Genomic DNA, 14,688 nt, shown 5'->3' on the forward strand with positions numbered 1-14,688 from the left:
TAACTGAACACACATAACTGAAGATTCAAGATTTCAAACAAGAAAGAAAGGGAGAACAATGAATAAGGTTCTCAAGGGCCTCGTAGCCGTGGCAGCCACCGCGGCAATGGCCGTCGCCGGTTTCGCCGGCGCCTCCACCGCCATGGCGGCAGAGGGCGATGTTACTATCACCATTGGCTCGGAAACTACGCCTGCAAGCGTTGGTGATGTATACGCTGGCTATCGTCTGTTTGACGAAACCGAAGCTACTGTTGGTGAAAAGACCAACGTTGCTTACCAGAAGCGTACCAACTGGAATCATTATGATAAGGTTGCTGAAGCAATCAAGGACGTTGATTCCTCCGCTACCCTGACTGCGGACAGCAAAGTCGACGATTTCGTTGCGGCTATTGGCAAATTCGATAGTACTAAGACTAAGCGGTTTGCCGAAAACTTGTATAAGTCGCTGAAGGAAGACGGCGTTGCTGCCGATGCTAATTCCGCCGCAGTCGCTGCAGGTGCATTTTCCACTACGCTGTCCGGACCGCAGGGCTACTACTTGATTGTTCAGACTACCGCAGCTAATGACGCGGGCAAGACCATGTCCGCTGTGATCGTCAACACCGCCGGTCAGGCAGGCGTGACTGTTTCCCCCAAGAAGGATACTGTCACTGTCAGCAAGAAGGTTCAGGAGAACATGGATGGTGTCAACAATCCTGCTTCTGAAGATAACTGGGGCACCGCTGCTGATTACAACATTGGCGACTATGTCAAGTTCCAGCTGACCGGTTCTCTGCCGACCGACTACGCTGATTACACCAGCTATGAGTACACCTTCCACGATACCGCCGACCAGGGTCTGACTTTCGTCAATGACACGACCCACCCGGTTAAGGTTTACGCTGTCAATGACAACAACAAGGTCGAGCTGAAGCAAGATACTCTTACTGGTTATCAGGTCTTGACTTCAGACATTAATGGCGAGACTTTCAACGTGAAGTTTGCTGATTTGAAGAAGGCTCAGGCTGAGAAGACTGGGGACACTGTGAACATCACGTCGTCCACTCAGATTGTCGTCGAGTACTATGCTCAGTTGAACGAGAATGCTGTGCTCGGTTCCAACGGCAACCAGAATAAGGTGTATCTCCAGTTCTCCAACAACAAGTATGGCGAGGGCACTGGCAAGACCGAAGAGCACAAGGTCACTGTGTTCACCTTCAAGCTGGAAGTCACCAAGTATGGTAAGACTGACTCCGATAAGGAAGCCTTGAATGGCGCCGGCTTTACTCTGTACAAGGCCACCAAGGTGAATCCGGCTGACTCGGACTACGCTAAGGTCGGCGATGAGGTGCAGCATACTAATGGTAATGTTTTCGACTTCACCGGTCTCGATTCCGGCTATTACAAGATTGTGGAAACCACGACTCCTAAGGGCTACAACACCATCGACCCGATTACCTTCACTGTGACCGCTACCTATAATTCCGCTGATGAGCCGGGTACTCTGACTGACTTGACGGTAACTGATGTGAAGGTCGGCGGCGTTGCATCGGCTGAGCAGACGTTCACTGTTAACAGGGGAACCGGTGAGGCTGGCACTGCTCAGATCAAGACCGACGTGGTCGATATCCCAGGCAGCAAGCTCCCGTCCACCGGTGGCATGGGCACCGTGCTGCTGTACGTGGCTGGTATCGCCGTGTTCGTGCTTGCTGGCGCGACCCTGGTGATGGCTCTGCGTCGTCGCAATGCCTGATCCTCCGGATTCCATAAGAATCTGAAGTAACCATGCGAAACCCGTGAGCCGCGTTGACGCAAGTCAGCAGCGGCTTACGGGAATCGCAATACATAATTTAAAAACTAAAAGTTAAATAATAACTGAACCCACATATGCTGGGCTGGACCACCTCAATCCCTTGTACACTGCCTAATTTTCTTGAGTATCCAGCCTGGCTCCATATATTTTCCGGTTTGCCGTTGGGGGCGAATCAAACATGCTTACTTTCCAATCCACAGAAGAGGGGTCGGCAATGAAGGAACGCACGATCGCAAGCCGCGTCATCGCCGCATGCTGCGCAATCGCCGCCACATTCGCCGCGGCAGCCTGTGCATTCACTACTCGCGATGCCGTCGCGGCTCCAACAACAGACTCTGCCAGCGGCAGCATCGCCATTTCGTACCACCATAAGAGCTCGGACTCCGAAACTGGCGACGATTCTACCAACTTCGCCATTTCGGACGCCAGCTTCAACCTCTACAAAGTCGGGCAGATCCCGGCAAGCGGCGGCGCCACCTTCGAACCCGTCGCACCGTTCACCGACTCCACCGCCTACCCCGTCGACTGGTCGAAGATGACCGGCAAGGACGCGCAGGTGTGGCGAGACATGGCCAATACGCTCGCCGGACTCATCGCGGTGAACCAACCCGACGCCACGGCAACCGGCGTCACCAACACCTCCGGGCATCTGACCTTCACCGGACTGTCCGACGGCCTGTACTTGGCCGTGTCCGACAGCGTTGACGTGAAGGTCGCCAACGCTGTCGGAAAGAACCAGACATGGACGTGCTCTTCCGGCAGCATGCTCGTCGCAGTGCCCGAAGACGGCGTCTCCGGCGGGTCGCGTGTGCTGAGTATCGAACCGAAAACCGAATGTGTGGCGCAACCGCCGAAAACCGTGGAACGCACTGTGCGCAAAATCTGGAATGACCGGAACAATTCCGACGGCAAGCGCCCCGAATCCATCACCGTGAAACTCCTGCGCGACGGCGAGCCCGTGGAAAACGTGAAGCTGAACGAGTCCAACAAGTGGACGCATTCGTGGACAGCGCTCGACGCGGACCACGAATGGACCGTGGTCGAAGCGGCGGTGCCCGACGGCTACACCACCATCTCCGATGTGGAAGGCGACTCCACTGAAATCACCAACACGCACACGCCACCCACCACGCCGGACCAGCCGCACACCGGCGCCGACGTGCAGCAGGCCGCTTGGATTGCCGTGGCCATCTTGGGCGCTGGTTTGGTGCTGCTGATCGTTGCCAAGACGGCTTTGCGGAAGCGGGCGTAGCATAAATAACGTGACGGATGAATCGGACGCCAAGCCAGCTGCGCAAGTCGAATTGGATGCGCAGGTTAAACCGGGTGCGCAGGTTAAACCGGCTGCCAAGCATAAGAAATCGAATGCGCTGCTCAATGTGATGATTGCCATCTCCGCAATCGCCATGATCGGTGCGCTGGGCCTCATCGCGTATCCGACATTCAGCGACTGGTGGAACCGCATGCACCAGTCATACGCCGTAGCAGGCTACGTGGAACAAACCAAAGACATGTCCGGCGCCGAACGCAAGGCCATGCTGAAAGCGGCGCACGAATACAATGAACGGCTCGCCGCGAACGGCGATCGGTGGCACATGACCGACGCGCAGAAGCGCGAATATGATGAAACGCTCGACGTGACCGGCACCGGCATCATGGGATACGTGACCATCCCGCGCATCAAAGTGAAACTGCCCGTCTACCACGGCACCAGCGACGGCGTACTGCAGATCGCCGCCGGGCATTTGGCCGGCACATCGCTGCCCGTAGGCGGAGCGACCACGCACGCGGTGGTCTCCGGACACACCGGCCTGCCGTCCACCCGGTTGCTGACCGGCTTGGACGAGCTGCAAAAAGGCGATACCTTCGCATTCCACGTGCTCGACGAAACCTACACGTACCAAGTGGACCAGATCTCAGTGGTGCTGCCGAGCGAAATCAGCAAGCTGAATATTGAGTCCGGGGCCGATTACGCGACGCTGATCACGTGCACGCCGTACGGTGTCAACTCACACAGGCTGCTCGTGCGCGGGCACCGAATTCCGAATCCGAAAGTGCCAGACAAGACGCAATACGACGAGCCGGGCGAAATGACAGCCGTGGCGGCTGCGGTGATCGGACTGCTCGTGTTTGTGGCTGGCTGCGCTTTTGTGGGGCTCGCGCGGCTATGGCGACGCTCCTGGATTGTGCGGCACGGGTTGTGCGCCGGGGCCGGCGCGCGCCATTCGTCTGGTGTTCGGGGGTAGTGTCTAGCCTAGCGCCGCCGCAGGCCGGTGACATCGCTTCTCCGGTGTGCGGGGGTGTGCGTCTGGTCGTGCTCGGTATGTGGTGCGTGGTGTTTGTGTGCTTGTGGTACGTGTTGCGTTTCAGTGTGTGTACTTGTGTTTGCGTGCGTGTGCATGTCTGATGTTGCGCAGGGGTGTTGTTGCGGTGCGCATATGGCCTGAATCGTGCTGAAGCATGGGTTGTGAGCGGATGGGGGTATTATTCGGCCTGTTTCGGACGCTTTTGATGCCCCTTTTGCTCATGACTTGCGGTTTTGACGGTTTTGGCGCGGTTGTGAGCGGATGGGGGTACGATTCTGGATGTTTCGGGCTGTTTTGATGTTGGGTGGCCTCCCCTTTTGCTCACGACTTGTGAGTTGGGCTGGTTTTGCTTGTCTGTGAGCGGATGGGGGTATTATTCGGCCTGTTTCGGACGCTTTTGATGCCCCTTTTCGCTCATGACTTGCGATTTTGCCGGTCCGCGCGCGGTCGTGTGCGTACGGGGGTGTGTGCAATGGGTCTTGCGTGGGTGTGGGCGTGCGGGTGTGCCGGTGTAGGCGTGGGTGTAGGCGTGCGGTCGTGGTTTTGGCTGGATATCTGGCTTATAGATGGCGGATTCGGCCGGGCGTCCGGTGGTATCTCGCTTATAGGTGGCGGGTCGGTTTGGGCAATAGGTCGTTAGGGGGTAGCATGCATACCCCCTAGATGTCTTGTTTCCGCAAGGGGCCGCCATCTATAAGCGAGATACCATCCGTCGATCCCGCGAATCCGCCATCTATAAGCGAGAAAGCGCGTGAACCGGGCGCTGCGGCGGCGAAATCGCAAAATTATGGAATCGGCTGATTGCTGCGCGCGGCAGGTGGGTAGTATCGGGCGCGGAAGACGTGGAAGGAGCTGCCATGTGTGATGAAGGGGAAACTGCGGATCAGGCGGATGCCGTACGAACGGAATCGCAAAAGATGGAATCGCGAGCGGGGGAGACGGCGCTTGACGGGTCGGCACGCAGCATCATCGTGCTGATTGTGGTCGGCATGTTGGTGGGGGTGCTGTCAGGCATGTTCGGCATCGGCGGCGGCACGGTGATCGTGCCCGCGCTCGTCTGGCTGGGGCTATCTCAACGCAACGCGGCCGCCACGTCCACGCTGGCGATCGTGCCGACCTCCATTTCCGGCGTCATTTCGTACGCGACCGGCGGGCACGTCGACTGGCTCGCCGCAGCTCTGCTGTTCTGCGGCATGTTCATTGGCGGGCAGATCGGCAGTTGGCTGCTGTCACGGCTGCCGGAATTGGCGCTGCGGTGGATTTTCGTAGCGTTTCTTGTGTTTGTGGTGATCGATCAGGTGAGTTTCGTTCCGTCGCGCGACCACCAGATCGCCATGAGCGTAACGACCGGCATTGGCTTGGCGTTGCTGGGCGTGGTCATCGGCACGCTGGCGGGGCTGCTGGGCATTGGGGGTGGTGCGCTTGCGGTGCCGTCGCTGTCGATGCTGTTCGGCGCGTCCGACCTGATCGCGCGCGGAACGTCGCTGCTGGCAATGTTTCCGAATTCGATCACGACCAGCGCGGCGAACTTGAAGCGCAGGCTAGCGCATGTGAAAACCGCGCTGATTATTGGTGTGACCGCGGCTGTGACCGCGCCGCTCGGCACGTGGATTGCGGGGGAGGTTTCGCCACGAGTTGGGGCGATTATGTTCGCCTGCTATCTGTGCGTGCTGCTGGTGCGGTCCGTGTTCGTGGCCGTAAAGGCCACGCGCGCGGCGCGGGTTGCGCGGGGCTGAGTGGCGCGGGCATTTTTCCCAGTGGCTGGATGATTCTGGCGTGTGAGTGGTGCGTCAGAGGTGGTTTTTATCCAGTCACTGGGATTTTTGGCGTGTGAGTGGGGTCTGAGAGGTTGGATTTATCCAGCCAGTGGGGGATTTTGGCTTGTGGGGTGCGGTGGGGGTGTTGTTTGACGGAATATGGCGATTTTATTGGCCGTATTCCCCCTGTTCATGCGGTGGATATGTTGCGGTCATCATATGGCGATGAGTGTTCATCTGCCGTTCTTCTGTAGTGCGGTGTGCGTTGGCTTGCGGCGCATAGCGTGGGCGGTGGCATCGAAAGATCCAAGCAATGCAGCCGCGGAAAGGTTCCGCGCAGCCGGAAAACATGGTCGAAACGGGCGTTACCTAACGGGCGCAACCGAAACGGCAGGTTGGACGGCACGGAAGAAACTGCATGGAAGAAAGAAGAAACATGAGCAAGCACAAAGCTTTGAAGGGCGCGATCGCAGCGGTCGCATCCGTGGCGACGCTCGGCGCGCTCGCCGCACCGGCGCTCGCGGCCGACACCACCTACAGCCCCAACGGCAAGTCTGTCTCGGAACTCGCCAAGCATGGCGGCGCGCAGCGCATCGCCACCATCGGCAACAAGAACGCGAAGAACGTCGTCCTGTTCCTCGGCGACGGCATGGGCGATTCGGAAATCACCGTCGCCCGCGACTACCTGAAGGGCGCCAACGGCCACTTCGACGGTCTCGACGCGGTCGGCCAGCCCGGCGCGCTCGGCGACGTGCAGGCCGGCACCGGTCAGTACACGACCTTCTCCGTCGGCAACGGCAGCAAGGACAGCGCTGTCGGCAAGGATGGCGACGGCAAACTGGTAGCTAACCCCAACCCGGGCAAGCTTACCCCCGTAACCGATTCCTCCGCCTCCGGTTCCTCCTGGGCCACCGGCACCAAGACCTACAACAACGCCGTTGACGTTGATATTTACGGCAATCCGCAGCTGAACCTCTTCGAGCTGGCCAAGGCGGCCGGCAAAGCCACCGGCAATGTGACCACCGCCGAAATCCAGGATGCTACCCCGGCCGTGCTGGAATCGCATTCGTCCGAACGTGCCTGCTACGGCCCACAGGGCAAGACCGACGGCACGTCCAACAATGCCTCCAAGCAGTGCCTCATCAACCAGCTTAAGGAAAACGGCGGCATCGGCTCCATCTCCGAGCAGCTGCTCGACACCCGCGCCGACGTAACCATCGGCGGTGGTTCCAAGTACTTCCGTCAGACCGTGCAGGGTGGTGAATACAAGGGCAAGACCGTGTGGGAACAGGCCAAGGAAATGGGCTTCCAGACCGTCGAGAACGATCCGGCCGCGATGAACGCCCTGCAGTACAAGGACGGCCAGCCAGTGCTCGCCCTGATGAGCGACGGTAACATGCCGACCAAGTTCAACCCGTCCAAGGCCACCGCCAAGGATCCAGCTAAGGACGCCAACCCGACCGTGTGCACCCCGAACGCCGACTGGCTCGGCAATCAGGGCTCCTCGCTCAAGGACATGACCAAGAAGGCGCTCGATTTGCTGAATGACAACCCGAACGGCCAGAAGAACGGCTTCTTCCTGCAGGTCGAGGGCGCCTCGATCGATAAGCAGGACCACGCAGGCAATGCCTGCGGCCAGATCGGCGAGACCGACGACTTCGACCAGGCCATTGCCTACGCCATGCAGAACGTGGACCTCACGAACACGCTGGTGATCGTCACCGCCGACCACGCGCACACCTCCCAGATCCTCAACGCCCAGCCGGCTTACGCACTGTCCACCGTGCTGAAGACCGCTGATGGCAACAACATGGTCGTCTCCTACGGCACCGCCCAGGACGATTCTCGCGATGCAGACGGCGGCTACAACGGCGGCGACATGGAGCACACCGGCACCCAGCTGCGTATCGCGGCTTCCGGCCCTGGCGCACAGCGCGTCATCGGCCTGACCGACCAGACCGACAACTTCTACACGATCGCCGGCGCTCTGGGACTGGCCACTTCCGCCGAATCGCAGAAGGCACTGTCTGACAACGGCACTGTGAAGGTCTCCGCTGCCGACGGCAAGTTCACCGCGGACGTCGACGGCTTCAACGGCGACGCTGTGCTCAGCTACGAGCTGAAGGACAAGAACGGCAAGACCGTGGCCGCGTCCGATTCCTCCACTCCGCTCTCCGGCGTGCGCGTCAAGACCGCACAGACCACTCCGATCGCGCTGGACGGCGTGACCGAAGGCTCTGAATACACGCTCACCGTCACCGGCCGCCAGTCCGGCAAGGCCGTGACCGTCGACTTCCAGGCTCCGGCCGCCAACTCCGCTGACAAGAACAACGGCAAGCCGGGCGCTGGCAACGCTGACAAGAACGGCGTGATCGCTTCCGGCAAGGTCAACAACGATACGAAGGCCGGCCCGTTTGGCGCCGCACTGCTCGGCAAGACCGGCACCGCGGTGCTGGCTGCGGCTGTTGCGATCGCCATGCTGGTTGCCGTCGCGATGCTCATCAAGACCGTGAAGGCCGCCAAGAACGACCGCTGATTGGCTGAATAACCTCCGATGATCCCCAAAACCGCCGCCGCTGAGATGCTCTCCAGCGCCGGCGGTTTTGGGTTTTGCGCAAAGTTGAGTGAGGTGTGCTCAAGAATTTTTGCGATTTTGGGAATAATAACTTGCGATTCAAAGTTGAGTGGTGTAGGCTCAAGTTTTGGAAAGCATGAGAGACGGCAATCCGGAAACGGCAATCCGGAACTCGAGCGAAGAACGAAAGAACGTATAGCGAACCTAATCTGCAAAGGAGATAAGTTATGGGACGCGCAGTTGGCATCGATTTGGGTACTACCAATTCCTGCATCGCAACTCTTGAAGGTGGCCAGCCCACCGTTATCGTGAACGCCGAGGGCGCTCGCACCACTCCGTCGGTCGTGGCATTCAGCAAGTCCGGCGAGATTCTGGTCGGCGAGGTCGCCAAGCGTCAGGCCGTGACCAACGTCGATCGCACCATCAGCTCCGTCAAGCGCCACATGGGCACTGACTGGACCGTTGAGATCGACGGCAAGAAGTGGACTCCTCAGGAGATTTCCGCACAGGTGCTGATGAAGCTCAAGCGCGACGCCGAAGCCTACCTGGGCGAGCCGGTCACCGACGCCGTGATCACCTGCCCGGCATACTTCAACGACGCCCAGCGTCAGGCGACCAAGGACGCCGGCACCATCGCTGGCCTGAACGTGCTGCGTATCATCAACGAGCCGACCGCAGCCGCACTGGCCTACGGCCTCGAAAAGGGCAAGGAAGACGAAACCATCCTGGTCTTCGATCTCGGTGGCGGCACCTTCGATGTGTCCCTGCTGGAGATCGGCAAGGACGACGACGGCTTCTCCACCATTCAGGTGCAGGCCACCAACGGCGACAACCACCTGGGCGGCGACGATTGGGATCAGAAGATCATCGACTGGCTCGTCGGCGAAGTCAAGAACAAGTACGGCATCGACCTGAGCAAGGACAAGATCGCCCTGCAGCGTCTGAAGGAAGCTGCTGAGCAGGCCAAGAAGGAACTGTCCAGCTCCACCAGCACCTCCATCTCCATGCAGTACCTGGCCATGACCCCTGACGGCACTCCGGTGCATCTGGACGAGACCCTGACCCGTGCCCACTTCGAGGAAATGACCTCCGACCTGCTGGGCCGCTGCCGCACCCCGTTCAACAACGTGCTGCGCGACGCTGGCATCGGCGTCTCCGACATCGACCACGTGGTCCTCGTCGGTGGCTCCACCCGTATGCCGGCCGTCAAGGAGCTCGTCAAGGAGCTCACCGGCGGTAAGGAAGCCAACCAGTCCGTGAACCCGGATGAAGTCGTGGCCGTCGGCGCAGCCGTGCAGTCCGGCGTCATCAAGGGCGACCGTAAGGACGTCCTGCTTATCGACGTGACCCCGCTGTCCCTCGGCATCGAAACCAAGGGTGGCATCATGACCAAGCTGATCGAGCGCAACACCGCCATCCCGACGAAGCGTTCCGAGGTCTTCTCCACCGCTGAAGACAACCAGCCGTCCGTGCTCATCCAGGTCTACCAGGGCGAGCGTGAGTTCGCTCGCGACAACAAGCCGCTGGGCACCTTCGAGCTGACCGGCATCGCTCCGGCTCCGCGTGGCGTCCCGCAGATCGAGGTCACCTTCGATATCGACGCCAACGGCATCGTGCACGTGTCCGCCAAGGACAAGGGCACCGGCAAGGAACAGTCCATGACCATCACCGGTGGTTCCGGCCTGCCGAAGGACGAGATCGACCGCATGGTCAAGGAAGCCGAAGCCCACGAGGCCGAGGACAAGAAGCGTAAGGAAGACGCCGAGACCCGCAACCAGGCCGAGTCCTTCGCCTATCAGACCGAGAAGCTCGTCAATGACAACAAGGACAAGCTCTCCGACGATGTGGCCAAGGAAGTCACCGACAAGGTCAACGAGCTCAAGGAAGCCCTGAAGGGTGAGGACATTGAGAAGATCAAGTCCGCCCAGACCGAGCTGATGACCTCCGCCCAGAAGATCGGCCAGGCCCTCTACGCACAGCAGGGTGCCGCCGACGCCGCCGGTGCGGCCGGCGCTGCTGGCTCCGCTTCCAACGGCTCCGACGACGACGTGGTTGACGCCGAAGTCGTGGACGATGACGACAAGGACAACAAGTAATCATGTCCGATTTCAACAAGGACGAGTACCTGAACGACCTGCCCGACATGGATGACCTGTCCGGGCAGGCCGCCCCGGCCGCCGCTTCCGCTGCTGACGGCGCTTCCGCCGATTCCGCCGCTGGCGCAACGCAGGAAGGTGCAGCTCAGCCGGCTGCCGCGCAATCGCAAGAAAATGGCGATTCCGCTGCCGCTGACGGTGCTGACAAGGCAGACGCTGCCGACGGCAAGGCCGACGATACGCTGACCCCCCTTGGCCAGGCCAAGAAGGAAGCCGCCGAATATCTGGAGGCGCTGCAGCGCGAACGCGCGGAGTTCATCAACTTCCGCAACCGCGCGCAGAAGGAGCAGGAACGCTTCCGTCAGCACGGCATCATCGACGTGCTGACCGCCCTGCTGCCGGCCCTCGACGACATCGACCGCATCCGCGAACACAGCGAAATGGACGATTCGTTCAAGGCCGTCGCCAACAAGATCGACAAGGCGTTCGAGAAGTTCGGCGTTGAGAAGTTCGGCGAAAAGGGCGAGGATTTCGACCCGACGAAGCATGACGCGATCCTGCACAAGCCGGATCCGAATGCCGAGAAGGAAACCGTCGACACCGTGGTGGAAGCCGGCTACCGCATCGGCGACCGCGTGATCCGCGCGGCCCGTGTGGTCGTGGCTTCTCCGCAGAACTGATTGCGCATTCGCACAATCCGCGTATCCGCGCGAAACGCATGTGACGAGTAATCGGGCCCCTCTGAAAAACGAGGGGCCTTCGATTACCTGAAACAACGGTTCAACGACAACTGTTTGAAAGTTTGAAAAACTGTACTTTTTACTGCATGAAAACCTCATGAAAGGAGGCACATCATGGCTGAGAATGAATGGCTGAGCAAGGATTTCTATAAGGTCCTCGGTGTCTCCAAAGACGCCACTGACGCCGAAATCACCAAAGCGTACCGCAAGCTGGCGCGCAAATACCATCCCGACCTGAACAAGACGAAGGAAGCGGAGGAGAAGTTCAAGGACATCTCCGAAGCGTACGACGTGCTGAGCAACAAGGAGAATCGTCAGAAATACGATGCGATCCGCCAGTTCGGCATGGGCGGCGCGCGTTTCGCCGGCGGTTCCGGCCAGGGCGGCTTCGACGCGGGCGCGTTCTCCGACATCTTCGGCTCGATGTTCGGTGGCGGCGCAGGCATGGGCGGCAACGGCTCGCGTATCCGCTTCCAGACCAATGGCGGCGGCAATCCGAACCTCAACGACATCTTCTCGATGTTCGGCGGCGGTGCGGGCGGCCCGGGCGCAGGCTCCGCCTACGAACGCTACGGCACTGACGATTACGAGCAGCCGCAGCCGGAAAACGGCGAGGACCGCAACTCCAAGATCCGCCTGACCTTCCGCCAGGCCGTCAAGGGAGCCACGGTTTCGCTGTCCGCGGACGGCAAGAAGTTCAAGACGCACATCCCCGCCGGCGTGCACGACGGGCAGAAGATCCGTCTCACCGGTAAGGGCAAGCCGGGCCGCAATGGCGGCAAAAACGGCGATCTGTACCTGCATATCACCGTCGCCGAAGACCCGAAATTCACCCTGCGCGGGCGTGACATCATCATGCCGCTGCCCATCACCGTCAGCCAAGCCGTGAACGGCGCGAAAGTGACGGCGAAGGACATCGACGGCAACGAAATCACCTTCAAAGTGCCCGCCGGCTCGTCCAGCGGCGCGGAAGTGCGCATTTCGGGCAAGGGCGTGGCCAATCCGCACGAGAACGGCGATTTGGTCGGCCGTGTGGAGATCCGCATTCCGGAGCATCCGAACCTCGTTGCCAAGCATGCCGCGAAGGAATTCGACAAGGCGTGCGGTGACTTCGCCGACGAGCTCGCTCGGGAGCGCTGACCGCCATGGCACGCTCATCGCGGACTTCCCAAGCCTCCCAAGCGCGCGCCGCACGGCAGATCAAGCGGCTGTATGAAATGTGCGCCATGGCGATCGTGGCCGGCCGGGCCGACCTGGACGGTGCCGCCGAAGTCGGTTTCGACATCGAGCTGCCCGTCTTCTCGGTCGGTGCGGCCGGCGAGCTCGCCAACGTGCATCCGCAGACGCTGCGCCAGTATGATCGCCTTGGCTTGGTCGTACCGCAACGTACGGAAGGTGGCGCGCGGCGCTATTCGCTGCGCGACATCTCCCGTCTTGCGCAAGCGCAGCAACTCAGCCAGGAAGAGGGCATCAACCTGGCTGGAATCACGCGCATCCTCGAACTTGAGGAAGAGAACCGCGAGCTGCGCCGCCAGGTGGAGCGGCTGCGCAAGCCGGCCGGTTCCAGCGTGTTCGCCGCGGACGCGGACGGTGGCATCGTGGAAGTCGAGCGGTCCCAGCGCGCGCGCATGTGGCGCAGGCAGCTGCGAGCCGATGCACGGCAGCTTCCGTCGCGCGAATCCGTACGGGCGGAACGTGCGGAAGAGGGGGGCGATATGGGTTCCAGGTCAGTGGTAGTTTGGGGAATTCGCTGACAGCCCATTCGCTGACTTTCCTGAAAAGCGCTGGAAAACCCTAAAAAAATCTAAAAAAACAGCAAAATCGGGCATATATCGCGGGGGTATGCCCGATTTTTGGTATGCAACTACTCATAACGCCGCATCTGTCTCGCAATGATGTCTCTATTGTGAGAAATAATGTTACGTATCCGCATTGAAGTTCGTATTTCTTCCGACTGGCCCACAGCTTCGATGAAATATGACTGCTTATTTCCGCGAAGAATCGGGGGAGGGTATGCGGTGGATACAGAAAGGTTAGGAGCGTACAGTGCCAAGAGTTGCGTTCACCGCAAAGACCCGCAAATACCTGGGGTCTCTCGATGCTGTGGAATCAGTCACTCAGTATCGAATTCGCTATTCCAAGGAATTCCGTGACGACTGCATGCGCAGGTATGCCGAGGGTGGTTCGCCTGCCGCGATTTTCCGCGAGGCCGGCTTGGATCCGAAGATCATCGGTTACAAGCGCGTCGAGCGTTGCATCGCCCGCTGGAAGGCGGAGGATGCCGAGAAGGCCGCTCAGGAGCAGGAGGCTCAGGAGTAGTCGCACGCAAGTCTTGCGATTCGTCTAAAAGGGGTCTATGACGGATTGCTGCGATTGCGACCGACCGATTTCGTCGGATGTGTTTTTCGTTGCGGAGGCACTTGGGGGATTCCCAAGTGCCTCCGTTGCTATGGGTTGGTTGCTGCGTTGGCTTGCGCGAATTGGCTTGTGCATGAGTCGGTTTGCGTGAACCGATTGGTGCGAGCCGATTGGTATGAACCGATTGGCGGACCGGCTTGATGGAACCGTCCTGTTTTTTCTGCGCGCTGAAGCGCTTCCGTCGTGCCGCTCTGCTGAAATGGTCGTAGCTGACGAAGAATGTAGCTATCGGAGAACGAAGCGTAACGATTGCGAGGAAACGTAATGACCGAGCTGAACAACGGTATCCAGAACGGCGCCCAGGAAGTTTCGAAGCTGATGCTCAAAGCCGTGTTCTGGGACATGGACGGCACGCTGATCGATTCCGAACCGTATTGGCACGAAGGCGAGCTGAAAATCGCAGCCGACCACGGCGGATACTGGGATGAGGACCTCGCTTGGCAGGGTTCCGGAACGCCGGTTCCGGACGTGGCCCGCCGCATGGTGGAGCACGGCTGCAAGCTGTCGATCGAAGAAATCGGCAAGGGCATGATCGATTATGTGGCGCAGAAGGAATTCGAACGCATTCCGTGGATCGATGGCGTCGAGGACGTGCTGCTGTCGCTGAAGGAGGCGGGCGTGCCATCGATGCTTGTCACCACATCGCCGCGTCATCTGGCGGAAAACCTGATCGCGCAGGCGCCGGACGGCACGTTCGCCGGTTACGTGTGCGGTGATGACGATGTCGAGAAGAAGCCGTCGCCCGCACCGTATCTTGCGGCGGGCCGCAAGCTTGGCATCGCGCCCGAAGACATGAAGTATTGCATCGCGGTGGAGGATTCCATGTCCGGCCTGCGCTCCGCGGCCGCATCCGGTGCCACCACGCTTGGCCAGACCGGCTTCATGCGCATCGACAATTCCAACGGCCCGCAATTCGCCTCAATCAACGGCTACGACGGCATCACCGCCGCCACGCTCGACGCCTACATCCGCCGCCGCAACGCCTGACGCCTCCGCAATGCGTG

The 14,688-nt window shown here is 60.0% G+C and carries 11 protein-coding genes; all 11 read left to right on the forward strand.

Annotation, left to right across the window (positions count from 1 at the left end):
• Positions 1–58: 58 nt before the first annotated feature.
• The 11 genes from Q5H31_RS03245 (at position 59) to Q5H31_RS03295 (ending at position 14,671) form a co-directional block, all read left to right on the forward strand.
• Positions 59–1,732, forward strand: coding sequence for an isopeptide-forming domain-containing fimbrial protein (locus tag Q5H31_RS03245; protein ID WP_270435336.1), 1,674 nt, complete (start codon positions 59–61; stop codon positions 1,730–1,732).
• A 274-nt stretch (positions 1,733–2,006) separates the two neighbouring features.
• The gene (locus Q5H31_RS03250) at positions 2,007–3,044 is read left to right on the forward strand and encodes a Cna B-type domain-containing protein (protein WP_302457493.1); all 1,038 of its coding nucleotides are present in this window, start codon (positions 2,007–2,009) and stop codon (positions 3,042–3,044) included.
• Between the two features lie 130 nt (positions 3,045–3,174).
• Entirely contained in the window at positions 3,175–4,038 is an 864-nt protein-coding gene (locus Q5H31_RS03255; RefSeq protein ID WP_302457500.1) for a class C sortase, read from the forward strand.
• 977 nt (positions 4,039–5,015) lie between these two features.
• The gene (locus Q5H31_RS03260) at positions 5,016–5,834 is read left to right on the forward strand and encodes a sulfite exporter TauE/SafE family protein (protein WP_302457501.1); all 819 of its coding nucleotides are present in this window, start codon (positions 5,016–5,018) and stop codon (positions 5,832–5,834) included.
• Positions 5,835–6,291: 457 nt separating this feature from the next.
• Entirely contained in the window at positions 6,292–8,391 is a 2,100-nt protein-coding gene (phoA, locus tag Q5H31_RS03265) for an alkaline phosphatase (protein ID WP_271695093.1), read from the forward strand.
• Positions 8,392–8,657: 266 nt separating this feature from the next.
• The gene (gene dnaK / locus Q5H31_RS03270; RefSeq protein WP_302457494.1) at positions 8,658–10,526 is read left to right on the forward strand and encodes a molecular chaperone DnaK; all 1,869 of its coding nucleotides are present in this window, start codon (positions 8,658–8,660) and stop codon (positions 10,524–10,526) included.
• 2 nt (positions 10,527–10,528) lie between these two features.
• Positions 10,529–11,206, forward strand: coding sequence for a nucleotide exchange factor GrpE (gene grpE, locus Q5H31_RS03275; protein WP_055680638.1), 678 nt, complete (start codon positions 10,529–10,531; stop codon positions 11,204–11,206).
• 174 nt (positions 11,207–11,380) lie between these two features.
• Positions 11,381–12,406: a DnaJ C-terminal domain-containing protein gene (locus Q5H31_RS03280; RefSeq protein ID WP_302457495.1), complete on the forward strand. Its 1,026-nt coding sequence runs from the start codon at positions 11,381–11,383 to the stop codon at positions 12,404–12,406.
• 5 nt (positions 12,407–12,411) lie between these two features.
• Positions 12,412–13,020 (forward strand): heat shock protein transcriptional repressor HspR, encoded by a 609-nt coding sequence (locus Q5H31_RS03285; protein WP_118235228.1) that lies wholly within the window; start codon positions 12,412–12,414, stop codon positions 13,018–13,020.
• 292 nt (positions 13,021–13,312) lie between these two features.
• Entirely contained in the window at positions 13,313–13,585 is a 273-nt protein-coding gene (locus tag Q5H31_RS03290) for a hypothetical protein (protein WP_041777440.1), read from the forward strand.
• A 363-nt stretch (positions 13,586–13,948) separates the two neighbouring features.
• A complete protein-coding gene (locus tag Q5H31_RS03295) occupies positions 13,949–14,671 on the forward strand; it encodes an HAD family phosphatase (RefSeq protein WP_052252761.1) in 723 nt (240 codons plus the stop codon).
• The last annotated feature ends 17 nt before the right edge of the window (positions 14,672–14,688 follow it).

The sequence above is a fragment of the uncultured Bifidobacterium sp. genome, assembly GCF_959020155.1.
GTDB lineage: Bacteria > Actinomycetota > Actinomycetes > Actinomycetales > Bifidobacteriaceae > Bifidobacterium.

Excerpts from the sequence above, each read along its gene's own strand:
- Q5H31_RS03250 (WP_302457493.1), top strand. The coding sequence starts at position 2,007 with ATGAAGGAACGCACGATCGCAAGCCGCGTCATCGCCGCATGCTGCGCA.
- dnaK (WP_302457494.1), top strand. The coding sequence starts at position 8,658 with ATGGGACGCGCAGTTGGCATCGATTTGGGTACTACCAATTCCTGCATC.
- Q5H31_RS03245 (WP_270435336.1), top strand. The coding sequence starts at position 59 with ATGAATAAGGTTCTCAAGGGCCTCGTAGCCGTGGCAGCCACCGCGGCA.
- phoA (WP_271695093.1), top strand. The coding sequence starts at position 6,292 with ATGAGCAAGCACAAAGCTTTGAAGGGCGCGATCGCAGCGGTCGCATCC.
- Q5H31_RS03255 (WP_302457500.1), top strand. The coding sequence starts at position 3,175 with ATGATTGCCATCTCCGCAATCGCCATGATCGGTGCGCTGGGCCTCATC.
- Q5H31_RS03295 (WP_052252761.1), top strand. The coding sequence starts at position 13,949 with ATGACCGAGCTGAACAACGGTATCCAGAACGGCGCCCAGGAAGTTTCG.
- grpE (WP_055680638.1), top strand. The coding sequence starts at position 10,529 with ATGTCCGATTTCAACAAGGACGAGTACCTGAACGACCTGCCCGACATG.
- Q5H31_RS03280 (WP_302457495.1), top strand. The coding sequence starts at position 11,381 with ATGGCTGAGAATGAATGGCTGAGCAAGGATTTCTATAAGGTCCTCGGT.
- Q5H31_RS03260 (WP_302457501.1), top strand. The coding sequence starts at position 5,016 with ATGGAATCGCGAGCGGGGGAGACGGCGCTTGACGGGTCGGCACGCAGC.
- Q5H31_RS03285 (WP_118235228.1), top strand. The coding sequence starts at position 12,412 with ATGGCACGCTCATCGCGGACTTCCCAAGCCTCCCAAGCGCGCGCCGCA.